The sequence below is a fragment of the Streptomyces sp. NBC_01474 genome (genome assembly GCF_035918215.1).
Lineage (GTDB): Bacteria > Actinomycetota > Actinomycetes > Streptomycetales > Streptomycetaceae > Streptomyces > Streptomyces aureus.
This window is the reverse complement of record NZ_CP109449.1, coordinates 4,551,680-4,573,482: the sequence shown is the minus strand read 5'-3', so window position 1 is coordinate 4,573,482 and position 21,803 is coordinate 4,551,680. Positions and strand designations below refer to the sequence as shown.

Genomic DNA, 21,803 nt, shown 5'->3' with positions numbered 1-21,803 from the left:
CCCAGCCGACACAGGCGTCGCCATCAAGCCACAGTCGGTCCACGGCACCGAAATCAGTGGGTGCTGCTGGAGGTCGTGGTCGTGGCTGCCGGTGAGGCCGTGCGGGCCGGCCGTGCGAACGAGAAACCCACCGTCGCCGGCGACGCCCGCCCCCGACACACGGCAGCGCCGCCGGGGGAGCGGCGGCGCTGCGGATTGGAGGGGGGATTGTGGGCGTTCGGGCCGGGGTGGGGGCGGTCAGAGGCCGTGTGCGTGCGGGCCCACCGACGAAGACCAGCCGTTGCCCGTCGACGCGTCCCAGTTCGTCGACCACGTCATCGCGCCGCGCAGGCCCGGGTACGTCTTCGACGGTTTGAAGGAGCCGCAGTTCGTGCCCTTTGTCAGGCAGTCCAGGGCCGCGTTGACCACGGACGGGGACACGTAGCCGCTGCCCGCCGCGCTGGTGGAGGCCGGGACTCCCAGGCCCACCTGGGACGGGGACAGGCCGCCTTCCAGCTGGATGCAGGCGAGCGCGGTCAGGAAGTCGACCGAGCCCTGGCTGTAGACCTTGCCGTCGCAGCCGAGCATCGAACCGCTGTTGTAGTACTGCATGTTGACGACAGTGAGGATGTCCTTCACGGCGAGTGCGGTCTTGAAGTACTCGGCCGACGTCGACTGCATGTCTATCGTCTGCGGGGCCATCGTCAGGACGAAGTCCGAACCCGCCTTTGACGCAAGGGACTTCAGGGCCTGCGACATGTATGTCGAATTCAGGCCGTTCTCGAGGTCGATGTCGACGCCGTTGAAGCCGTATTCCTGCATCAGCGAGTAGACCGAGTTCGCGAAGTTCGTCGCGGAATTCGAGTCATTGATGGAGACGGTGCCGTTCTGGCCGCCGATCGAGATGACGACCGACTTTCCGGCGGCCTGTTTCGCCTTGATGTCCGCCTTGAACGCGTCCTCCGTGTAGCCGCCGAGGCCGGCCGAGTCGAGCGTGAAGTCGACCGCGCCCGGCGTCGTCGTCGCGTCGGCGAAGGCCACCGCGATGATGTCGTAGTCGCCCGGTACGTCGCTGAGCTTCTGGACCGTCGCGCCGTTGTCGAAGTTCTGCCAGTAGCCGGTGACGGCGTGGGCCGGGGGTGCCGCGTCCGCCCCGGCGGGGTCCGCGGTGGCCGTCGCCGTGCCGGTGAGGGCCAGAGCGAGAGTGGTCAGCGCCGCCGCCAGGAATGAACGCTTCCGTGCTGGTTCTGTCGTCGCACGTGCCATTGCTGCCTCCGGTTCAGATGTGGGGGGAGGGGCAGTTGTCGGTTCTACAAACTGGTCCAGACCATTTGGGTTGTCAAGACCTCTGGAATTACTAGTTCCTGGTCGAGCCGCACCGGCCGCCTGGGCAACCTCCCGGTGAACACCGGGAAGTTGGGTGTTGAGCGGGCAATGCGCGGATATGGTGCTGAGACAGGAGTGCACAGAGACCGGGGGGTGTGCGAGAGTGCCGACCGCGATAGCCGTGACCAGCCCTGACCTGGTCCTCGCCGCGGCCGACCGGCATACGCCGTCCGCCGCCGTGCTCCACTCCGCCGAGGACAGGGGTGGCAGGGCGGAGCCGTACGACCTCGATCGCGCGATCGTCGAGATGCACACCCTGATCGAGCACCACGGCTATGTGATCGCCCTGTGTCCGGCTTCCGTGCCGGACCTGGTCGTTCACCGGCTGCACGCTGTGCGTTCCGTGCTGGAAAGTGACCGGATCGCCATCCTGGGACCGGAGCTCCCACCGCTCGGGCTCGCCGTACTCGTGCTCCAGCTACGGCAGTTGACCATGTGCGACTTCAGCCCGGGCGTGCTCGCCTCCGCCGCACGGCTCCTCACCCACTACATCTACGCGGGTGCCGTGCTCGGCTCCGTCGCCCGGCTCGACCGCGTCCCCGTCAGTCTCACCTCGCACGCCAAGTCGTGGGTGCCGGGAGCCCAGTTCGCCGTACTCGCCACCCCGCAGCCCGAACTCGTACGGCTCACCGGACCCGAGCCGCCCCTGCTGAGCGGACCCGCCTTCGGCACCCGCATGTATTACGCCGCCGGGCAGCAGCCCACCGACTGGATCACCGGCACGCTCGCGCCCGCCTGGCAGGTGCAGGGCGCCGTCGAGACCAGGCTGCCCGCCGAATCCGGGCGCTGGTGGGCCACCGGGAAGCCCGGAAGCCCAGGAAAGCTCGCCGAGTTCGCGGCCGCCATCCCCGACATCTCCGTGCTCTACCAGCTCGTCTCGTCCGTCCGGCGCGAGGCGTGCCACTGGTGCGGACTCGAACTCATCGGTGACCGCTGCGGCTTCTGCGCCGCGCCGCTCGCAGATCCGCCCGCCCCGGGCGCGAAGCCACCGGGCGGACGCGGCAGCGCCCTCGCACCCGCCACCGGCCTCGCTGCCGCTACTGCACTGGCCCCCGTCACCGGGCCGGCCCGCGCCGCCCTGCCACCCGCCGCCCGCCCCTGATCCCTTGATCCGCAACGAGATCCACAACGCGCTCTCCACCGAGATCCCCGACGAGATCCCCACGAGGTAGTCCGGTCCATGAACTCACGTCAGCGTCGCGGCGTCATCCTGCTGGTCATCTCGGCCCTGTGCGCCGTCGGCGCCTTCGCCGGGGTGCTCTCGGTGATCCGTGACGTGAACTCGAAGGTGGGCCCGGAAGTCGCGGCGTACCGGCTGAAGGACGATGTCGCGCCGTACAAGGAGCTGACCGCTGACCGGTTCGAGAAGGTCGAGATGCCCGAGCGGTGGCTGTCGAAGACCGCCGTGACCAGCCTCAGCCAGATCCGCGGCAAGATCGCCGTCACGACGCTGAAGAAGGGGTCCCTGCTCCAGACCGACATGATCGTCGCCCGGCCCCAGCTCAGGGACGGACAGCAGGAGATCGCCATCATGATCGACGCCGAGACCGGGGTCGCCGGGAAGATCACGCCCGGGTCGAAGGTCAACATCTACGCCACCTTCAAGGCCGCCAACGAGAAGGCCAAGGACCAGTCCAAGGTCATCGTCGAGAACGCGGAGGTCATGGACGTCGGCAAGCTCACGCCCATCGACGAACAGGGCGGCGACAACGGCCGGCGCCGGCAGGGCGAGGCCGTGCCGATCACCTTCGCCCTCGACCCCGCCGACGCGCAGCGCGTCGCGTACGCGGAGTCGTTCGCGACCCACGTCCGGCTCGCCCTCGTCGCCGCCGGCAGCGACGCGGCCGTCCCGCCGGGCGACCGCTCGTACACCCTCGACGAGGACAAGTAGCCGAGCGACAAGCAGATCAGAGACAAGCAGATCAGAGACAAACAGACCGGCAAAGCCGACAAATAGACTCAGAGAGGAGGCGAGCCGCACTGTGAGCATCCGTATTCTTCCCGCGGTGGGAGACCTGGACGCCGCCCGGTCCCTGGTCACGCTGCTCGGGCAGCTGCCCGACGCCGAGCCCGCGCCGCCCGTCGCCGACTCCACCGCCCTCCTCGACACCCTCGCCCGGCTCGCCGCCGAGTCGCTGGACGAGCTGCCCGAGGTCGTCCTCGTCCACGAGCGGATCGGGCCCGTGCCCGCTCTCGAACTGATCAGGGACCTCGTCCTGCGCTTTCCGGCCGTCGGCGTCGTCCTCGCCACCGCCGACACGAGCCCCGCCCTGCTCACCGCTGCGATGGACTCGGGCGCGCGCGGCATCGTCGGGTTCCCCCTCGGGTACGACGCGCTCGCCGAGCGTGTGCAGGCCGCCGCGTCCTGGTCCGGCGGCATGCGCAGGCACCTCGGCACCGGAGGCGAGCTGGCGATCACGGCCGGCACGCCCGGCGGCCGCGTCATCACCGTCACCGGCGCGAAGGGCGGCGTCGGCACCACCGTCACCGCCGTCCAACTCGCCCTCGCCGCACAGGCGTCGGGCCGCTCGGTCGCGCTCCTCGACCTCGACCTCCAGTCCGGTGACGTCGCGTCGTACCTCGATGTCCAGTTCCGCCGCTCGGTCGCCGACCTCGCCGCCATCCGCGACATCACCCCGCGCGTCCTCCAAGACGCCGTCTTCACCCACGAGACCGGCCTCGGCCTCCTGCTCGCACCGTCGGACGGCGAGCGCGGCGAGGAGGTCACCGACCGCGTGGCCCGCCAGGTCGTCCAGGCGCTGCGCAGCCGCTACGACCTCGTGGTCATCGACTGCGGTACGCAGATGGGGTCCGCGAACGCTGCGGCCGTCGAACTCGCCGACCAGGCAATCCTGTTGGTCACCCCCGACGTCGTCGCCGTACGCGCCGCGAAGCGCATGATCCGTATGTGGGACCGCCTCCAGATCCGCAAGGCCGAGGAGACCGTCACCGTCATCAACCGTCACGCGCGCGGATCCGAGATCACCGCGTCGCTCGTGGAGCGCGTGACGGGCACCCGGGTCGCGCGCGCCAGCGTGCCGGCCGGGTTCAAGGAGCTGCAGGGCGCGGTCGACGCGGGCCGTATGCAGGACCTCGACAGCCGGTCGACGGTGAAGCAGGCGCTGTGGGGGCTCGCGGGCGAGCTCGGCCTGGTCGACGCCGCCGCGCAGGACTCCGGCCGGCGCGCCCGCCGCCGCGGCGGCGACAAGGGCGCGGTCACCCTGGAGTTCGCGGGAATGTTCCCGCTGCTGCTCGTGGTGATGGGCCTGCTGTGGCAGTGCGTCCTGTACGGGTACACGTACTCGCTCGCCGGGAACGCGGCGGACGAGGCGGCCAGGGCCGCGACCTCCGCCGAGGCCGGGAGCGGCGACACGGCGGGCGCGTGCCAGACCGCGGGCGAGAAGAATCTGCCCGGCGCGTGGCAGGGCGCCGCCATCACCTGCGGACCCGACGGATCGGTGATGAAGGCGACCGTGCAGCTCGAGGTGCCAGTGTTCTTCCCCGGGATCGACGCCGGGTGGACCGTCAAGGGCGAGGCGGGCGCCGCGAGGGAGGACGACCAGGGGGTCACGCCGTGAGGCCCCGGCTCCTGGGCGCAAAGGGACGTCTCCGGCGCGGGCGCGGGCTGCGGGCTCGGACGGGAATCGACGGCGCCCGGTGCACGCGGGCGGGAGACGGCCCCCGGCGCCCGCGGACGGGAAACGGCCCCCGCCGCGGCCTGCGCACCGACGACCGAGGCGTCTCCATCCTCGAGTTCGCCGGCTTCCTGCCCTTCCTCCTCCTCATCGGCATGGCCGCCATCCAGCTCGGCCTCGTCGGCTACAGCGCGAACCAGGCCGGTTCCGGCGCCAGGGCCGCCGCCCGCGTGCAGTCGCAGGGCGGCGACGGCACCGGCGCCGGGCAGGCCGCGATGAGTGGCTGGCTCGACGCGGACATCGACGCCGGAGGCGGAGGCGGCGACACGACCACCGCCACGGTCACCGTGCACGTCCCGGTCCTCGTCCCGTTCCTGGGCGACCGGTGGGACGTACGGCGCACCGCCACCATGCCGAACGACCAAGACCCGCAAGGAGGTTGAGCCGGAACATGAGCCTGCGATCAAGGGTGACGGTCCGCGAGGAGCCCGGCCCTTCCCGCGACGACGGCCTCGTCGCCGTCTACCGCGCGAAGCTCCTGGAGGAGATCGACCTCGCCGAGATGTCGTCCCTCGCGGCGGCCGACCGGCGGATCCGTCTCGAACGCGTCCTCGGCCACATCATCAGCCGCGAGGGCCCGGTCCTCTCCTCCTCCGAACGCGGCCAGCTGGTCCGCCGCGTCGTCGACGAGGCGCTCGGGCTCGGCGTACTGGAACCCCTTCTCGCCGACGCGTCCATCACCGAGATCATGGTCAACGGCCCGGACGCGATCTTCGTGGAGCGTGCCGGGCGCGTGGAGCAGCTCCCCCTGCGCTTCGCCTCGCAGGAACAGCTCATGCAGACCATCGAGCGCATCGTCTCCACGGTGAACCGGCGCGTCGACGAGTCGAACCCGATGGTCGACGCCCGCCTGCCCACCGGCGAGCGCGTCAACGTGATCATCCCGCCGCTGTCCCTCACCGGCGCCACCCTCACGATCCGCCGCTTCCCGCGCGCCTACACCCTGCCCGAGCTGATCGACCTCGGCTCGCTCGACGACCAGATGCTGATGCTGCTGTCCGCGTTCGTCCGCGCCCGCTTCAACGTCATCGTGAGCGGCGGTACGGGCTCCGGGAAGACCACCCTCCTCAACGCCCTCTCCGGCCTCATCCCGCCCCACGAGCGCATCATCACCATCGAGGACTCGGCGGAACTCCAGCTCCAGCAGGACCATGTGATCCGCCTCGAATCGCGGCCCCCGAACGTCGAGGGCAAGGGCCAGATCACCATCCGCGACCTCGTCCGCAACTCCCTGCGCATGCGCCCCGACCGCATCATCGTCGGCGAGGTCCGCGGCGGCGAGACCCTCGACATGCTCCAGGCCATGTCGACCGGCCACGACGGCTCGCTCGCCACCGTCCACGCGAACGCCGCCGAGGACGCCCTCATGCGCCTGCAGACCCTCGGGTCCATGTCCGAGGTGCAGATCCCGTTCGAGGCGCTCAAGGACCAGATCAACTCGGCCGTCGACGTCCTCGTCCAGCTCACCCGGCACGCCGACGGCTCGCGCAAGGTCACCGAGATCGCCCTGCTGGTCTCGCACGGCCGCGAGCAGTTCAGGATCTCGACGGTCTCGCGCTTCGTGCCGCACCCGCTCGGCCACGACCACCGCGTGCGCGGCACCTTCGAGCATCTGCCGCTGCCGCGCCGCGTGGCCGAGCGCCTGTACGTCGCGAACGAGCCGGTCCCTCCGGCGTTCGGCGTGCTGGACGGCATCGACGGACGCAACACGAGGGAGGCCATCGGATGAGGACCGAGCGACCCGCTGTCGAGGGTGGCGGATCATGAGCGACCCCGCCCTCATCGCCCTCGGCGCCACCATCCTGACCTGCGCACTCGCCGTCGCCGGCCTCCACGCGTACGCGTCCGGGCGCGCGCAGCGGCAGGCCCTCGTCGACCGGCTCGACGGCCTGTCGGGCGCCGGGCCGCACGGCGGTGCCTCCGGTCGCGTACGCCGCTTCGCCACCGTCGACCGCAGGCTGCGCCGCACCCGGCTCGGCCGCACCATCCATCTGCGCCTGTCCGCGACGGGGCTGGACCTGACGGCGGGGGAGTTCTTCACGTACGTACTCGCCGTGGTCGTCGCCCTCTGGCTGATCGCGTCGGCCGCCCTCGCGCCCTTCTTCGGGCCGATCGCGGGGCTGGTCGGCGTGTGGAGCGCGGTGATCTTCCTCAACTGGCAGCGGCAGAAGCGCATCGAGGCGTTCATCAACCAACTCCCGGACGTGGCACGCATTTTGGCCAACGCAACCGCCGCCGGTCTCGCCCTGCGTACGTCCCTCGCGATGGCCGCGGAGGAGCTGGAGGCGCCCGCGGGCGAGGAGCTGTCCATGGTCGCCGACCAGCTCGCGCTCGGCCGCACCGTCGACGACACCCTCGGCGAGCTCGCCGAACGCCTCCCCTCCCGTGAACTCGTCGTCCTGGTCACGACCCTCGTCCTCGCCAACAAGGCGGGCGGCTCGGTCGTGTCGTCCCTGCGGAACCTCACCCAGACCCTGGAGGACCGCAAGGAGACCCGGCGCGAGATCCGCACGATGCTCTCCGAGGTCAACGCGACCGCGTTCACCGTGCCGCTCCTCGGCCTCGGCTCGCTGCTCCTGATCAACTCGTCGAACGAGGGTGCGCTGGCCAGAGTGACGGGATCGCCGGTCGGCCAGGCGCTGATCCTCGTCTCGCTCGGTCTGTACGGCATCGGGTTCTTCGTGATCCGCCGGCTCGGGAAGATCGAGGTCTGACATGGGCGTCCGTCATCCGGCCCGCGCCGAGCGAGGCAGGTCATGAGTACGGGTCTGATCGGGCTGCTGCTCGCCCTCGCGATGGGCCTCGCCGTCCTCGGGATCTTCCTGGGCATCCGCATGTACCGCGCCGAGGCCAAGCTCCCCGGCGACCTGGCCATCGCCCTCGAAGTCGGCGCCACGCGCGTGTCGGCCGCCGGGTCCGCGGTCGACCGCCTGGGCATGCGCTTCGCCCCCCTCGTCCTTCGGGCCATGGGGCCCCGCCGCGTCGCCTCGAAACGCCGCAGGATCGACATGGCGGGGAACCCGGGCGGCCTCACCATCGACCGCTACGCCGCCCGCCGCGCGGTCTACGGGATCTTCGGCGTCGTCCTCGGCCTGGTCTTCCTCACCAACGGCCAGACCCTGTTCGCCGCCCTCACCCTCGCGTTCGGCCTCCTCGCCGCGGACGGTCTGATCTGGCAGGCCACACGCGAGCGCAAAGAGGTCATCGACCGCACCCTCCCTGACTTCCTCGACGTACTCGCCGTCGTCGTCAGCGCGGGCCTGGGCTTCCGGCAGGCGCTCGACCGGGTCGCCGAGAAGTACGAGGGGCCGTGGGCCGACGAGTTGCGCATTACGCTCCGGCAAATGGACATGGGCGTCAGCCGGCGCCAGGCGTTCGACGAGCTGCGCCGGCGCAACGCTTCCGAACAGGTCGCCCAGTTCGTCTCCGCGCTCCAGCAGGGCGAGGAGCTCGGCTCGCCCATCGCTGACACCCTCATCCAGATCGCCACGGACATGCGGCGCACCGACGCCCAGAACTCCCGCCGCCGGGCCGCGAAGACGATTCCGAAGGCCACGATGGTCACCCTCGTCTTCATGCTCCCGGCCACGATGATCCTGATCGCGACGGGCATGTTCCTGGGCTCCGGGTCCAACTTCGGTTCGATTCTGGGGCGTTGAGGGACTGCTGCGCCAGGCGTTGAGTGGTTACAGTGGCGTGAGCGATTGGTTGGCAGTTGCGAATTTCGCAATAGAGGCGACTGACTCACCGACGGGGGATCGCATGTCGAGTCGAACGGTTCGGGCTCACCGATGACGAGGAGACCGGTGTGGGCAGTGGGCACCTGCCTGGCCCTGGCTACGCTCACGGCCTGCGCCGGCTTCGCATCCCATCCCGAGCCGACGGGTACGGCGCTCCCGTCCGAGGTGCCGTCGAAGCCGACGTACGCGACGGCGAAGGCGGTCGTACGGGCGATGGGCGAGGCCGGCCTCGACTGCGCGACCGTGCGCAGCCGGGACTACGACGGCAGCTCCACGGCGGACTGCGTCGCGACCGTCGACGGGGTGAAGGTCGAGAACGAGATCTCGGTCTTCGACCCCGACGTCGTGTCGAAGACCGAGATCGGCACGTCGATCGAGTCCCGGCGCACGGGCGCGTACGCGCAGACGCTGGTCGCGGCCGGGAACTGGTACATCCGCGTCATGGACCCGCCGTCCGCCCCGGCGATCGCGAAGGCGCTGCGCGCGGTGGTCCTGGACGCGAAGGGCAAGGGGTCGAAGACCCCCGAGTACCCGCTCCCGTACATCCCTTCCACCCCCACCTACAAGAAGGCCGACGCCCTGGCCGACGACCTGTCCGCCTCCGTGGGCTGCTTCCAGCGGGAGACCACGAGCACCGGAAGCATCAAGTGCGAGACCGGAAAGCCGGGTTCGGGGGACTCCGACTGCGCGGTCCTGACCCTGCACCCGACCCACGCCCGCCGCGACACCGCGCTGCGTGAGGCGATCAAGTACCGCGGCGTCCCCGCCGAGCTGGTCACCGCGGGCAACTGGACCGTCAACCTCTGCGACATCACCCTCGGCGCGAAGGTCGCCCGTGACCTGGGTGGGGTCGTGGTGGCGTACGACGGGCGGTGAGGGGCATGACAGGAAGCGACCAACTTCCGGTCAAGCGTGCGCCGTTAATGTGCGAAACACGGCACAGAGGGTTGCAGTTCCCGTACGTTGCGTATGGTGCCCGGGAGGTTCGGGGCGGCGAAGTCGTGCGGGAACGAAGGGGAAACCGTGCTGAAGGAACGCGTACTCGGGGTGTGGGTGAAGTGGACCGTGACGGTGGGGGACCGCGTCCGCGGGAGGGAACGGGATTCCGGGGCGGGGTTCGTGGAGTATGCGGGGTTGATGATCCTGATTGCCGGGATCTTTACGTTGATCGACCAGATCGGTCTCGACGGCATGATCTCCGGAGCGATTCGGGACGCGGTCACCGAGGTGACCGGCGGCTGAACCTCGTTGGCCTTCGTGACGATCGCGGCCAAACCCTGCCCATCTACATCTGGCTCACGGGAATTCTGCTCTTCGTCGCGTTCGCGTTCTTCGCCTTCGCCCAGGCGGCATCGGCTCGCAACGGTGCCCAGTCGGCAGCCGATGCTGCCGCGCTGGCGGCGGCGCAGGATGCGAGAGGCGATCTTGTCGATGGACTGGGGCAGGCCATCGGGCATGGGGACGACTGGCTGGACTGGCTTGCAGGACAAAAGCCGAACGGGGACGGCGCCGAAACCGCGGCGAGTGCGCTTGCTGCGGACAACGACGCGCGGGTAACCGGATTCCAGCCGTGGGAGGTCAATGAGTATCCGGGCTATCGGGTGAAGGTGGAGTCTCTGGACCCTGTTGGAGATTCGATCATCCCCGGTACGGAGTCCGATTACGCGAAGGCCGAGGCCACCGCGGTGATCGAGCCGCGCTGCGAAGTCGCTCCTTCCGCCGATCCGGAAAAGGCGGTGGAGTTCGACTGCGACGGCGGCGAATCCTTCGACTTCGATCCGGGTGACTTCGAGCTGGGAGATCTTCCCGACGCGTCCACCCTGTTCTCCGTCCATCTGGCCGACTGACTAGTGAAGGAACGCGCTTCGATGAAGACTCGGCAACGTACGGCACTGGCCGCGCTGGCGATCACGACCGGGCTGGTACTCACGATGGCCGGATGCGGTGGTGGCGACGGCGGAAAGGCCGAGTCGAAGTCCTCGGCCACACCGAAACAGACCAGTGGGCAGGGCGACGGGAAGCTGTCCGCTACTCCGTCCTCGGAACAGACGCTGGCTGAAGTCAAGAGCAACGGAATCACGCTCACTGTCACCTCGGCGGCCCGGGATCAGGGCGGCTTTCTCACCCTCTCCGGCAAGGTGACCAACGGCGGAGGCAAGTTCTGGATCGCGGCCGACTGGCGAGGTGACGAGCGCGAACTGAGCAAGAATGGATCGTCCCTCGCCGGAGCCTCTGTCGTGGACAAGGCAGGCAAGAAGAAGTACCTCATCCTTCGGGACACCCAAGGCCGCTGTCTCTGCACGAAGTTCGAGGGCGGCGGCGTGGACGCGGGCCAGTCCGCAGACTGGTACGCGCAGTTCCCCGCGCCACCCGAGGGCACCACCAAGGTTGACTTCCAAGTCGGCGACATGCCTCCCGCCCCCGTAGAAATCTCCGAGGGCGAGTAACCCCATGCCCCTCACCCATCGCCTCGCCGCCCTCACCAGCGTCGCCCTGATCACCCTCGGCGGCAGCGCCTACGCCGATGATCCGAAGCCGTCAGGCGCTCCTCCGGGAAGTACGACCACCTCTGCGCCCCCGGAGGTCGATGCCAACAGTCCGGGGCTGAAGCTCGCCGACGGCGCCACGCTGGCGCCGGCCAAGGTGCTCGACATCAAGTCCGTCGTCGAGGACCTGTCCGGCGACGAGCGGCGCGAGGACACCAATCAGGACGTGAAGTTCGCGCTCCAGTCGGAGGTGCTGTTCCAGAAGGACAGTTCCAAGCTGAATCCGGACGCCAAGTCCCGGATCCAGGCCATCGCCGACGAGATCAAGGCGCAGAACGCCACGAACGTCCGCGTCTTCGGCTTCACGGACGACCTCGGGTCGTACGCCCACGGGCTCACGCTCTCGAAGAAGCGCGCGGAGGCTGTGCACGAGCAGCTCGCGGCAGCGCTCGGTTCGCAGGATCAGGACGTCACGTTCGCGGTGCGCGGCTACAGCGAGGACTACCCGATCGCCGACAACAACAGCGAAGAGGGCCGCAAGAAGAACCGCCGCGTGGAGGTGTCGTTCCCGAAGGCGTGAGCGCTCGCCGCACTGGTCACTCGGAAGGAATGCCGCGACCCACTCCCGCTCAGTCTTCAGTCACGGTATGGCTCCGTCGCAAGCCCCGGCCTGGGTACGGGCGTGGATGTATGTCGCCGCCTGCGGGCGCGTTCGTTTTCTTGACTGGCGCGGCTGGTCCCCGGTGGGTGGTGGCTGCTGCCTCCCTCCCTGTCGGCGTCGGCTCTCCGCCCGGTGGGGGCTGACTTTCGTGGGCTGAGGAGCGTGCGTGGGGCGGATGGTTCCCCGAGGTGGCCGGGATGGGTTGCTGCCGCTGGTAGGTGGGGCGAAGCGGGCGCAGCCTGTCGACGAGTGCCGCCCACGGGGGCGGAGCGGGAGCAGCGAGAAGGGAATGTGCCCCATCGGCCGCTGTTGTCACATCAGCCTCGTGAGTGCGCACTGCTTGCGGTCGCTCGAGGGTGAACGCCCGGAGAGTCTCAGCGGAGATCATTCGTAGGGGGGAGGGGCCGAGACTTTGAAGGCAAAGGGGTCTTCTGGTGGGCGAGTTGGGGGCGCTGTGGCGGGAGGGAGAGGGCGTGGCGGATCCGCGCCACCATGCGGGCGCTGTCGTCGAAGACCTCGTGCGCGGTGAAACGAAGGATGAGGCGCACTTCGGGACACATCTGAAGGTCGTTGAAGCGCTCAACGTCCCGGCGGTGTGCCTCGCGGGTGCCGTGGAAGGCGTAGCCCTCGATCTCCACGACGACCCCGTCGCGTACGAAGAAGAAGTCAGGCCGCACCAACCGCCCTTCGTAGGTGGTCAGTTCGACCTGAGGGGTCGGATGCAGCCCCCGGCCTCGGCCATCCGGAGCCTCGCCACGGTCTCGGCGGGCGACGCGGAACGCGTGTCGACGAGGCGCAGCCGCTTCAGCGCCCCCACTCGCCCGCCCATCCCTTCCTGCCCCGCGCCCGACCGACCCTGTCCAGAGTGGTCAGTGGCCTCCGGCGCTGGTGCCGTACCCGGCGCCAGGTGAGGGCCGACTCGACGGCGGTGATCGCGTCGTCCTGCGGAGCCTGGCGCAACAGGTCGGCCAGGGTCCGGTCCACGGTCGTGCAGCGCAGGCCGTGCAACTCGGTCACCTCGGTGTCCGGCAGCGCGATGCGATGGAGGCCGGAGCGATGACGCCCGATGTGCAGGCGCTTGGCCGTGAACTCAGCTTCCGGATAAGGAAGTTCAATGCCCCACAGCCAGGCGGCAGCCGAGTGACTCACCACGAGGTAGGGAGCCGTCCACTGGGTGGCGAGCAGCCGCACCTTCAGGTCGACCGGCGCCCCCGGCTCCAGCCAGGCCCCTTCGACGACACGCTGCCACCCCTCCGCCTTCAGCTGCCGGTACAGCCCGGCCCGGGACCACCCGTCCGCCCGCGCCCAGGCGGACAGCACCAACCCGTCCATGGCGATCTCCCGAAGATCCCGCATCGCCACAGTGTCGCGAAGATTCGTCGCTCCTGCTGCCGCCAGTGGACAACTTCGTACGGCGCGGCATCCCGACTGGGGACGGCGCCGCATGGTCAGTCGTCGGCCTCGGCGGCCGGGTCCGCCGGCTGCGTCGTCGGGGAGACGTAGGTTCCCCGCTGCGGCACGGTGAAGACGAGCCCCTCCTCGATGAGTACGGCGATTGCTCGCCGGACGGTGGTGCGCGCGAGCCCGTACTGCTGCACGAGCTGGGTCTCGCTGGAGATCGCTCGGTTCGGCTGCCAGTCTCCACGCTCGATGCGGGCGCGGAGGATTCCCGCGAGCTGGCGGTACGGCGTAACCGGCCCCTCGTGATCGATTTCAGCATCCGGTTGGAAGTTCATGATCAGGAAGCTACTCGTATAGATAACGCCTCTGTCATCGAGATACGTCTCTATACGTAGCGATACAAGGCGAGCCAAGTTGGCGTCGAGACATGGAAGACCCCCGCGACCGCTGGAACCGGTCCGGGGGCATGGCCAACGCCACATAGGAGCGTCGACATGCTGGACCATGCCGTTCGATTCCTTGCCTGGGTGCTGCGGCTGTGCAGCCCACCACCCCGAGGCCGCCACCGCCTCGGCATCCGCACCTCGCCGCTCGCCCCGCCCCCACCCAGCCACACCGAACGCCTCGACGGCGCCGCGTCCGCGCTCGTACGCCCCTACGTCCTGACGCCCGACGAACGCCACCGCCAACGGGAACGCCGCCGCACTCTCCACCTCGCCACGCTCGGCGTCGACGTAGGCCCGCACCCGCACCTCATCCATGGAGGCGCCCGATGACCGCCCCTCGCCGCCGGCGGTGCGCATGTGCGCACGCTGCCAATGCGTCACAGGTGAACCTGTCCTCGCGCATGAGGTGCACGCCGCAACCGGCCCCGGCTTCAACGTCTACGCCTGCCAGGAATGCGCCGCCCACTACCCGCCGCCTATCGTCGACGAGCTGGAACTTCTTGGTGGGGAAGGTGAGTTGGAGCCTCCAGCGCGACGCTCTCGGCTCACCCTCCGCGTCTACCGGGTGAGAGCCGGCGGTGAGGTCGTGGGCGATCGGGGAGAGGTGAGGGTGCTCCTCGCCTCGGCCGCGGATCAGCCCGTGCGTTCGTCTGCGTACCCGCCGTGCCGGTGCGGGCAGTGTCGGACGGTGGAAGCCAACTGATCTGTCGGCGGGGCTGGCGGGTGCGTCTTGAAAGCGATAGTTCGGAGATGGCCGTCTTCGACGGTCAGCCGCCTCATCACCTGGTCCGGAGCGTGGCATCAGCCTTCCGAATCCGCTTGTTCGAATGGTGGCACATGAAGGACTCGGAACGGCAGTTGGCCAGGCTGGGTGAACGCATCAAATAGCACGATCTGAGCACCGCTGCACGTAGCGCGGCGAGCGCGACAGCATCCCCGTCCGGTTATCCGGGCGGGGACGCTCCAGTCAGGGCGCGAGGGGTGCTGACTGCGGACCGGCTTGCCACCGTCCGATCGGCATCGGAAGCACAGTGGCGTGCTGGGGCTGGACCGCGCCTCAGGCCACGTAGACCGGCAGCGTGTCCACCCCGTACACGATCGACAGCTTGCGGAACTCCAGGTCCCGGGGCTCTACGGCGAGCTTCAACTCAGGGAAGCGGCGGACCAGTTGAGGGAAAGCCGCGCGGAGTTCCATCTTGCCGAGTTCGGCACCGATGCAGCGGTGGATGCCGTAGCCGAACGCGAGGTGGGAGCCGGTGACCTGGCGGGACGGGTCGAAGAGGTCCATGTCCTCCCCGAGGCGCGCGTCGCGGTCGGCGGCGCTGAGGGAGACGAGGACTATGTCTCCGCCGGATATCTGGACCCCGCCGATCTCGACGTCCTCGCGCGCGAAGCGCGGGAACGCGGTCTGGACGACGGTCAGATGGCGCAGCAACTCGTCGACGAAGGGCGCGGCGACGGCCTCCGGGTCCTCCGCGTCGCGCAGCGCGGTGAAGTGCTCGGGGTTCTGGAGCAGGATGAGCGTGCCGAGCGCCAGCATGCTCGCGGTGGTCTCCAGACCGCCGGTGAGGACGCCGTCGGCGAGGCCCGTGAGCTCCTCGTCCGTGATGGAGTCGCCGTATTCGCGTACGAGCATGCCCAGGAGGCCGTCGCCGGGGTTGCGGCGCTGCTCGGCGACGATCCCGCGCAGGTAGTCGAGGGACTGCGACACGGCGCTGAACGACGCGCCCGCGCCGCCGAACACGTCGAAGCGGGCCACGGAGAACTGCTGGAAGTCGTCCCGGTCCTCATAGGGGACACCGAGCAGCTCGCAGATCACCAGCGCGGGCACCGGCATCGCGAAGTGCTCGACGAGGTCCACGGCACCGTCGCCGTCCGCCGCCTTCGCGAGGTCGGCGAGGCGCTCCTCGACGATGGCGTGGATGCGGGGCGTGAGCCGGGAGAGCCGGCGCATCGTGAACTCCGGCGTCAGCATCTTCCGCAGCCGGGTGTGGTCCGGCGGGTCGGTGAAGCCAAGTCCGCCCGGGTTCTGGTCGTCGGTGACACCGGTGTTACCGACCAGATTCCGGAAGTCGTTGCTGAAGGCGGACCCGTGGCCCAGTACCGCCTTCGCCTCGTCGTAGCCGGTGACCAGCCAGACCGTCATGCCGGGGATGGGCAGCCTGCTGACGGGCTCCCGGTCGCGGAGCTCGCCGATCTCGGCCACCGGGTCGAGACCCTCGCGGCGCAGCGGAAGGAGCGCCGCGTCGGGCAGCTTCGAGAGGACGGAGAGGTCGAGGCCGCCCTTCTTCCGGAGTCGGGCGAAGTAGAGGCGGGTGAGCCAGGCCGCTATCGCTGAACGGGCAGAGCGAACGGAGCGGAGGGAACGATCGGACATGTGCTCGCATTTCGGCGCGGGACGGACGGTGCCGTTACCTGTGTCGGGCAGCGGTGCCCGGAGCGGATCCGCCCAGGGTACGTGGAGAACCCCCGTAGGCCGAGGGCGGGCGGACGTGACCTCCCCCGCTCACTTCAGCGGGCCGGCTCCGTGAACCGGGCCGGAGTTCGGTCGGACCCCGGCGTCGATCACGCGGCCGTCGCCCGGCAGTTCATCGGCCGCTCCGCGACGATCACGCGCCCGCCTCCCCGCGATCCAGCGACCGGCATCCGGCCATCCCCCTCCCGCGCGGTCAGTACAAAAAGCACGTGCCGTCGCGGGAACGCCGCTGCGAACATGGCCCCATGAGCACACCCCCCACCCACGCCGGCCGCCCCTTCGACGAGCTCCTCGCGGAGGCGGCCGCCGCCCCCGTGGAGGGCTGGGACTTCTCGTGGTTCGAGGGCCGGGCCACCGAGGAGCGGCCCTCCTGGGGGTATGCGCGTGCCATGGGCGAGCGCATGGGCCGGGCCTCGGCCGGGCTGGACCTCCAGACCGGCGGCGGTGAGGTACTTGCCTCCGCCCCGAAGCTGCCCCCGCTGATCGCCGCCACCGAGGGCTGGCCGCCCAACGTCGCCAAGGCCTCCGCGCTGCTCGCCCCGCGCGGTGTCGTGGTCGTCGCCTCGCCGGAGGGCGCGCCGCTGCCGTTCGCCGACGGCACGTTCGACCTGGTGACCAGCCGCCACCCGGTGAAGGCCCCGTTCGCCGAGATCGCCCGGGTGCTGACGCCCGGCGGTACGTACTTCGCGCAGCACGTCGGCCCGAGCAGCGTCTTCGAGGTCGTCGAGTTCTTCCTCGGCCCGCAGCCGGAAGAGGTCAGGAACGGCCGCGACCCGGAGGGCGAGCGCGCCGAGGCCGAGGCGGCCGGCCTCGATGTCGTCGACCTGCGCGCGGAGCGTCTGCGCATCGAGTTCTACGACGTCGGGGCCGTCGTCCACTTCTTGCGCAAGGTGATCTGGATGGTCCCGGGCTTCACTGTCGAGGCGTACCGGCCGCGACTCCTTGAGCTGCATGAACGGCTCGCGAAGGAAGGGCCGTTCGTCGCCCACAGCACCCGCCACCTGATCGAGGCCCGCAAGCCGATCGCCGGGTGATTCACGGCAATTGGTGTGCAAGCGGGCGGAGTTCACCGGGCCTCTTCCGGAAGCCCGCCGTCCAACCGATTCCGCATCGTTATCGACAATGGCTCGCTACACGTGTCACCGTCACGTAGGTTCAGACCAAGGCAATTCGCGCGAGCAAAGCTGCGCGGCGGCACCGTGCAGTGGAGGGGGCTGCGCGGTGCCGCGTGCCTTTCCCCCATCTACCTTTTGATCTTGGTCAGTGCTCCGGCGTTTACGCCGGGGGTGAAGGCCATCTCAGGACTGCTCTGACTCGCGGGTGAGTACGGGTCGGCACTGTTCACCTCAGCCTACGGGGCCTTCTGGTTCTCGATGTATTGGCGGAGGACGGTCAGGGGCGCACCGCCGCAGCTTCCGGCGAGGTAGGAGCCGGACGGGAAGTGGCCGCCCCACAGGTGCGGCGGATGTGCGCGTCGTACTCCTGGCGCAGACGCCTGGAGGAGACGGAGTTGACCAGCTTGGAGAACTGGACTTTCGGAGGGTAGTGCACGAGCAGGTGCACGTGGTCCTCCTCGCCGTTGAACTGCTTCAGCTCGGCCTCGAAGTCCGTGCACACCTCCCGCATGATCTCTTCGCAGGGCTTCAGCATCTTGTCCGTGAACGTCTTGCGTCGGTATTTGGTGACGACCACCAAGTGGACGTGCAGGTTGTGGACGATGTGTCGGCCGGTTCTGACATCGGGGTTCGGCTTCCATCATGGCGACATTGACCAACTGCAGTATGGTGATCACCGTGGGTGAACTCGGTTTGGAGAAGCGGCAGTTCGGGCACGGTGCCCGACTGGCACTGTCGGCTGCCGAGAATCTCCTCACCGACGAGCAGGCGCACGCCGCCCGCGCGATGTGGAACTGCCTGCACGCGTGGTGGCAGATGATGCCGAAGGACAAGCGGACTCTGGCGAACGCGGACGCCGCGATACGCCAGGCCCGCAAAGAGATCGATTTCCTCGCCGTCCTTCCTGCGCAGGCCGCGCAAGCGGTGCTCAAGACGTACTTCCAAGCCTGGAAGAACTTCTGGGACGGCCGCGTTGACGCTCCGAACTTCAAGGGCCGGTTCCGGTCCGTGATGAGCGTGGACATCCCGCAGGGCCGTGACCTCCAGATCAAGCGGGTACACCGCCGCTGGGGCATGGCCAACATCCCCAAGGTCGGCCGTGTCCGCTTTAGCTGGACCAAAGACCTCCCGGTGGGCAACAAGGCGAACGCCGACAACCGGATCACCGGGGCACGGCTGGTCAAGGACCACCTGGGATGGCACATCGCCTTCCGTGTAAAGAGCTTCGAAGCCAGGCCCGCATCCCACCAGGGGGCGCAGGTTGGAATTGACGCCGGGGTGAACCTGCCACTCGCCCTCTCGGACGGCAACCACCAGGACCACGGGCGTGCGCCTCGCCTCCCGGATGGCAGCGCCGACCGTGACAAGTGGCTGAACACCGAGGAAAAGGGCAAGCTCCTGCGCCTTGAGCGCCGGGCCGTCCAGCGCAAGACACACTGCAAGCCTGGCGAGCGCACCAGCCGCCGCCTGCACCACACCTATGACCAGATCCGAGGGTTGCGCGCAAAAGCCACGCGACGACACCAGGACTGGCAGCACAAGACGACCACCACCCTCGCCCAGAAGTACGGCGTCATGGTGGTCGAAGCACTCACCATCACGAACATGGTCAAGTCCGCTCGGGGCACCATCGCCGAGCCGGGGACAGGCGTCGCCCAGAAAGCCGGACTCAACCGCTCCATTCTCCAAGAGGCGTGGGGCAGGACGGTCACGATGCTGACGTACAAGGCCGGCCGGTACGGCGGCACCCTGCAGAAGGTGCCCGCCCCGAACACCTCCCGGCGCTGTTCCGCCTGCGGCTTCATCACGCCCGGCAGCCGGGAGGACCAGGCCACGTTCGTATGCAAGAACCCGGACTGCGGATGGTCGGGCAACGCTGACCACAACGCGGCCCGGAACATCTTGCACCTGTACCGGATGGGCCACGCGCTCATTCCGGCTGCCGGGAGGGCAGTCGTCAGGCGTGACAAGCGCGTCAAGCCCGCCACCGCAAGGTAGACGGGAATCTCCTTCCTGAGCTTGCGAAGGGAGGAGAGCACTTCAAGGTCACCGGATCTCCAGCGATCAGCGGACCGTCCCGCGAGACGCGAGACGCCGTCACCGCCCCAGGACCGTCACCCGCACCCCCCGCCGCACTCCCCACCGCGCCATCGCCCCCGCCTCGGACTCCAGGACACGCCGGGCGCGCAACCGGGGGAGTCCGATCCGCCCCGGCCGCATCGTCCGCACGGCGAGCACCGTGCCGTGCCGGTCCAGATACGCCACATCTATGGCGAAGCGCATCCCCAGGGTGTGGACACTCGACGACGACGTCAGCAGGAGCGCGCCGTTCACCCCGTCCCGGCCGAGCAGGCCACGTCGCCGCGCCGGTCCCGACTCCGCGATTTCCAGTGGTAGTTCCGCCCCGAGCCCTGGAACGGTGAAGGTCGCCATGGGGGCGCAGCCAACCTCCGGGGCCACTGTGGCGTCAAGCGCGCGTTCGTCGCCCGACTAGCCCATGAGAGGGACGCCGCGTGTGGGCCACAAGCCGGGAAAACCATGGCGAAACCCCGCCCGAACCGGCCGGAAACAGACGTCCAGCCGTCGTCGGGCGACTCCGGAGAGTAGTTGTGGCGCGCCGATGGACCCACCATCACTTACGAAGGGTTATGGTGGAAACCCCCCCTCGGGCCGGTCCGTCTCCCCCCCCACGGACCGGCCCGTTTTTTGTCTCCGACCGGGCCGCGCGTGCGCCCCTCGGGTCACGGCGCCGCGATTAGAGTCCCCGGCATGCCGAACGACTTTCCGCGCCAGGCGCCGCCCACCGCTCCCGGTCCGTACGGAGGCCCGGGTCAGCACGGCGCTCCCGTCCCCTACATCCCCGGCCCCTCCAGCGCGCCCGGACCGTACGGGACGAACCCGCAGTTCGCCCCCGCGCCGCCCCTGAGCATGCCGTCCTCGCTCCGTGCCGCCCGGACGACCACGTACGTGATGGTCGGCCTCGCACTCCTCGCCTCCGTGGCGGTCGGCGTGACGGAGGGGGCGCGGGGCGCCGGCGCCGCGTTCGGCGGGAACATCTTCGGCGTCGCGCTGCTGGTCCTCGCCTGCTTCTACGGGAGGGCGGGACGTGGGCTGCGCATCACGTCGATCGTCATCGCGAGCGTGCAGATCCTGCTCGGCCTGAGCGCAACGATGCGCGGCAACATCGGCGGGCCCATCGCGCTGGTCGGAGGGGTCGTCATGGTCGTCCTGCTCGGCCGGGCGAGCACGGGCGCGTGGTTCCGCAGGCCGCGTACCCCCGGCGCCTAGGGAGAGTCCTGGCGCGAGGGCCGCGGCCCGCGGAACGGAACGGGAGGGGTCAGCTCCGCCCGGCCCAGATGTTCGTGCCCGGGGTCGACACCGCGAACGAGTCGATTTCGGACAGCTCTTCGTCGGTGAGCTTCGGGCCCGCCAGCGCCGCCACGTTCTCCTCGAGCTGCCGGACGCTGGAGGCGCCGATCAGGGCCGACGTCATCCGCTCGTCCCGCAGCACCCAGTTGAGCGCGAGCTGCGCCAGGGACTGGCCGCGGCGCTGAGCGATGTCGTTCAGACCGTTCAGCCGGCGGATGACCTCGGAGTCGCCCGCGAGACCCGGGTCGAGGGACTTGCCCTGCGTGGCGCGCGACCCCTCCGGGATGCCCTTCAGGTACTTGCCCGTGAGCAGGCCCTGCGCGAGCGGCACGAAGGAGATGCAGCCCATCCCGGCCGACTCCAGAGTGTCGAGCAGGCCGTCGTCCTCGGTCCAGCGGTTGATCATCGAGTACGAGGGCTGGTGGATGAGCGCCGGGACGCCCATCTCCTTCAGCAGACGCGCCGCCTCGGCGGTCTGCTCGCTGTTGTACGAGGACACACCCACGTACAGCGCCTTGCCCTGCTGCACGGCGGACGCGAGCGCGCCCATCGTCTCCTCGAGCGGGGTGTCCGGGTCGAAGCGGTGGGAGTAGAAGATGTCGACGTAGTCGAGGCCCATCCGTGACAGGGACGCGTCGAGGGACGACAGCAGGTACTTGCGGCTGCCCCACTCCCCGTAGGGGCCCGCGTGCATGAGATAGCCCGCCTTGGTCGAAATGACCAGCTCATCCCGGTACGGGGCGAAGTCCTGGGCGAACATCTTGCCGAAGTTCAGCTCGGCGGAGCCGGGGGGCGGGCCGTAGTTGTTCGCCAGGTCGAAGTGGGTGACACCGATGTCAAAAGCGCGGCGGAGGATCTCCCGCTGCGAGTCGAGGGTGCGGTCGTCACCGAAGTTGTGCCACAGGCCGAGCGAGATCGCGGGCAGCTTGAGACCGCTGCGGCCGGTGCGCCGGTACTCCATCGAGTCGTAGCGGTCCGGGGCGGCGCGGTAGGAAGACGTGTCGTTCATGGGTACGAAGCTACGTCAGAGCACCGACAGTCCACAGCGT

General features: G+C 69.3%; 23 protein-coding genes and 1 pseudogene. 16 read left to right on the top strand and 8 right to left on the bottom strand.

Features of this window, described 5'->3' with window-relative positions:
- Window positions 1–237: 237 nt before the first annotated feature.
- Window positions 238–1,245 carry a chitinase gene (locus OG758_RS20865; RefSeq protein ID WP_326711399.1) on the bottom strand — a complete coding sequence of 336 codons (1,008 nt, stop codon included), beginning with the start codon at window positions 1,243–1,245 and terminating at the stop codon, window positions 238–240.
- A gap of 178 nt (window positions 1,246–1,423) precedes the next feature.
- On the opposite strand from OG758_RS20865, the gene OG758_RS20860 reads away from it, so the two are divergent.
- The 12 genes from OG758_RS20860 to OG758_RS20805 all read left to right on the top strand — a co-directional run bounded on the left by OG758_RS20860 (window position 1,424) and on the right by OG758_RS20805 (window position 11,866).
- Window positions 1,424–2,467, top strand: a complete 1,044-nt coding sequence (locus OG758_RS20860) for a hypothetical protein (RefSeq protein WP_326711398.1) — start codon at window positions 1,424–1,426, stop codon at window positions 2,465–2,467.
- Window positions 2,468–2,545: 78 nt separating this feature from the next.
- Entirely contained in the window at window positions 2,546–3,256 is a 711-nt protein-coding gene (gene cpaB, locus OG758_RS20855) for a Flp pilus assembly protein CpaB (protein ID WP_100598201.1), read from the top strand.
- 91 nt (window positions 3,257–3,347) lie between these two features.
- Window positions 3,348–4,943, top strand: a complete 1,596-nt coding sequence (locus OG758_RS20850; RefSeq protein WP_326711397.1) for an AAA family ATPase — start codon at window positions 3,348–3,350, stop codon at window positions 4,941–4,943.
- A 65-nt stretch (window positions 4,944–5,008) separates the two neighbouring features.
- The gene (locus OG758_RS20845; RefSeq protein ID WP_382060557.1) at window positions 5,009–5,443 is read left to right on the top strand and encodes a TadE/TadG family type IV pilus assembly protein; all 435 of its coding nucleotides are present in this window, start codon (window positions 5,009–5,011) and stop codon (window positions 5,441–5,443) included.
- Between the two features lie 8 nt (window positions 5,444–5,451).
- On the top strand, window positions 5,452–6,789 hold the full coding sequence (locus tag OG758_RS20840; protein ID WP_326711396.1) for a CpaF family protein: 1,338 nt from the start codon (window positions 5,452–5,454) through the stop codon (window positions 6,787–6,789).
- A gap of 34 nt (window positions 6,790–6,823) precedes the next feature.
- Window positions 6,824–7,774 (top strand): type II secretion system F family protein, encoded by a 951-nt coding sequence (locus OG758_RS20835; RefSeq protein ID WP_326711395.1) that lies wholly within the window; start codon window positions 6,824–6,826, stop codon window positions 7,772–7,774.
- Window positions 7,775–7,816: 42 nt separating this feature from the next.
- Window positions 7,817–8,719, top strand: a complete 903-nt coding sequence (locus OG758_RS20830) for a DUF5936 domain-containing protein (RefSeq protein WP_326711394.1) — start codon at window positions 7,817–7,819, stop codon at window positions 8,717–8,719.
- A gap of 147 nt (window positions 8,720–8,866) precedes the next feature.
- Window positions 8,867–9,676 (top strand): hypothetical protein, encoded by an 810-nt coding sequence (locus OG758_RS20825; RefSeq protein ID WP_326711393.1) that lies wholly within the window; start codon window positions 8,867–8,869, stop codon window positions 9,674–9,676.
- Between the two features lie 147 nt (window positions 9,677–9,823).
- A complete protein-coding gene (locus OG758_RS20820; RefSeq protein ID WP_240654290.1) occupies window positions 9,824–10,042 on the top strand; it encodes a hypothetical protein in 219 nt (72 codons plus the stop codon).
- Window positions 10,039–10,647, top strand: coding sequence for a pilus assembly protein TadG-related protein (locus tag OG758_RS20815; RefSeq protein ID WP_326715977.1), 609 nt, complete (start codon window positions 10,039–10,041; stop codon window positions 10,645–10,647). Before OG758_RS20820 ends, OG758_RS20815 begins: the two co-directional genes overlap by 4 nt.
- A gap of 21 nt (window positions 10,648–10,668) precedes the next feature.
- On the top strand, window positions 10,669–11,247 hold the full coding sequence (locus OG758_RS20810; protein ID WP_326711392.1) for a hypothetical protein: 579 nt from the start codon (window positions 10,669–10,671) through the stop codon (window positions 11,245–11,247).
- Window positions 11,248–11,251: 4 nt separating this feature from the next.
- Entirely contained in the window at window positions 11,252–11,866 is a 615-nt protein-coding gene (locus tag OG758_RS20805) for an OmpA family protein (protein WP_326711391.1), read from the top strand.
- 455 nt (window positions 11,867–12,321) lie between these two features.
- On the opposite strand, the gene OG758_RS20800 is transcribed toward OG758_RS20805, so the two are convergent.
- The 3 genes from OG758_RS20800 to OG758_RS20790 all read right to left on the bottom strand — a co-directional run bounded on the left by OG758_RS20800 (window position 12,322) and on the right by OG758_RS20790 (window position 13,683).
- Entirely contained in the window at window positions 12,322–12,627 is a 306-nt protein-coding gene (locus OG758_RS20800; RefSeq protein WP_326711390.1) for a hypothetical protein, read from the bottom strand.
- A 124-nt stretch (window positions 12,628–12,751) separates the two neighbouring features.
- Window positions 12,752–13,303: a hypothetical protein gene (locus OG758_RS20795; RefSeq protein WP_326711389.1), complete on the bottom strand. Its 552-nt coding sequence runs from the start codon at window positions 13,301–13,303 to the stop codon at window positions 12,752–12,754.
- A 92-nt stretch (window positions 13,304–13,395) separates the two neighbouring features.
- Window positions 13,396–13,683, bottom strand: coding sequence for a winged helix-turn-helix domain-containing protein (locus OG758_RS20790; protein ID WP_326711388.1), 288 nt, complete (start codon window positions 13,681–13,683; stop codon window positions 13,396–13,398).
- Between the two features lie 159 nt (window positions 13,684–13,842).
- On the opposite strand from OG758_RS20790, the gene OG758_RS20785 reads away from it, so the two are divergent.
- Window positions 13,843–14,124: a hypothetical protein gene (locus tag OG758_RS20785; protein ID WP_326711387.1), complete on the top strand. Its 282-nt coding sequence runs from the start codon at window positions 13,843–13,845 to the stop codon at window positions 14,122–14,124.
- 727 nt (window positions 14,125–14,851) lie between these two features.
- Here the strand turns inward: OG758_RS20785 and OG758_RS20780 are convergent.
- A complete protein-coding gene (locus OG758_RS20780; protein WP_326711386.1) occupies window positions 14,852–16,171 on the bottom strand; it encodes a cytochrome P450 in 1,320 nt (439 codons plus the stop codon).
- Window positions 16,172–16,515: 344 nt separating this feature from the next.
- Between OG758_RS20780 and OG758_RS20775 the strand changes: the two genes are divergently transcribed.
- Window positions 16,516–17,304 (top strand): class I SAM-dependent methyltransferase, encoded by a 789-nt coding sequence (locus OG758_RS20775; RefSeq protein ID WP_326711385.1) that lies wholly within the window; start codon window positions 16,516–16,518, stop codon window positions 17,302–17,304.
- 317 nt (window positions 17,305–17,621) lie between these two features.
- Here the strand turns inward: OG758_RS20775 and tnpA are convergent.
- Window positions 17,622–17,989 (bottom strand): annotated as a pseudogene (gene tnpA / locus OG758_RS20770) (IS200/IS605 family transposase).
- A 74-nt stretch (window positions 17,990–18,063) separates the two neighbouring features.
- Here tnpA and OG758_RS20765 point away from each other — a divergent pair.
- Window positions 18,064–19,383, top strand: coding sequence for an RNA-guided endonuclease InsQ/TnpB family protein (locus OG758_RS20765; protein WP_326711384.1), 1,320 nt, complete (start codon window positions 18,064–18,066; stop codon window positions 19,381–19,383).
- Window positions 19,384–19,482: 99 nt separating this feature from the next.
- On the opposite strand, the gene OG758_RS20760 is transcribed toward OG758_RS20765, so the two are convergent.
- The gene (locus OG758_RS20760) at window positions 19,483–19,818 is read right to left on the bottom strand and encodes a DUF192 domain-containing protein (RefSeq protein ID WP_326711383.1); all 336 of its coding nucleotides are present in this window, start codon (window positions 19,816–19,818) and stop codon (window positions 19,483–19,485) included.
- A 336-nt stretch (window positions 19,819–20,154) separates the two neighbouring features.
- Here OG758_RS20760 and OG758_RS20755 point away from each other — a divergent pair, with 336 nt between their 5' ends.
- Window positions 20,155–20,673 (top strand): hypothetical protein, encoded by a 519-nt coding sequence (locus OG758_RS20755; RefSeq protein WP_326711382.1) that lies wholly within the window; start codon window positions 20,155–20,157, stop codon window positions 20,671–20,673.
- A 49-nt stretch (window positions 20,674–20,722) separates the two neighbouring features.
- On the opposite strand, the gene mgrA is transcribed toward OG758_RS20755, so the two are convergent.
- A complete protein-coding gene (mgrA, locus tag OG758_RS20750; protein WP_326711381.1) occupies window positions 20,723–21,763 on the bottom strand; it encodes an L-glyceraldehyde 3-phosphate reductase in 1,041 nt (346 codons plus the stop codon).
- Window positions 21,764–21,803 lie beyond the last annotated feature (40 nt).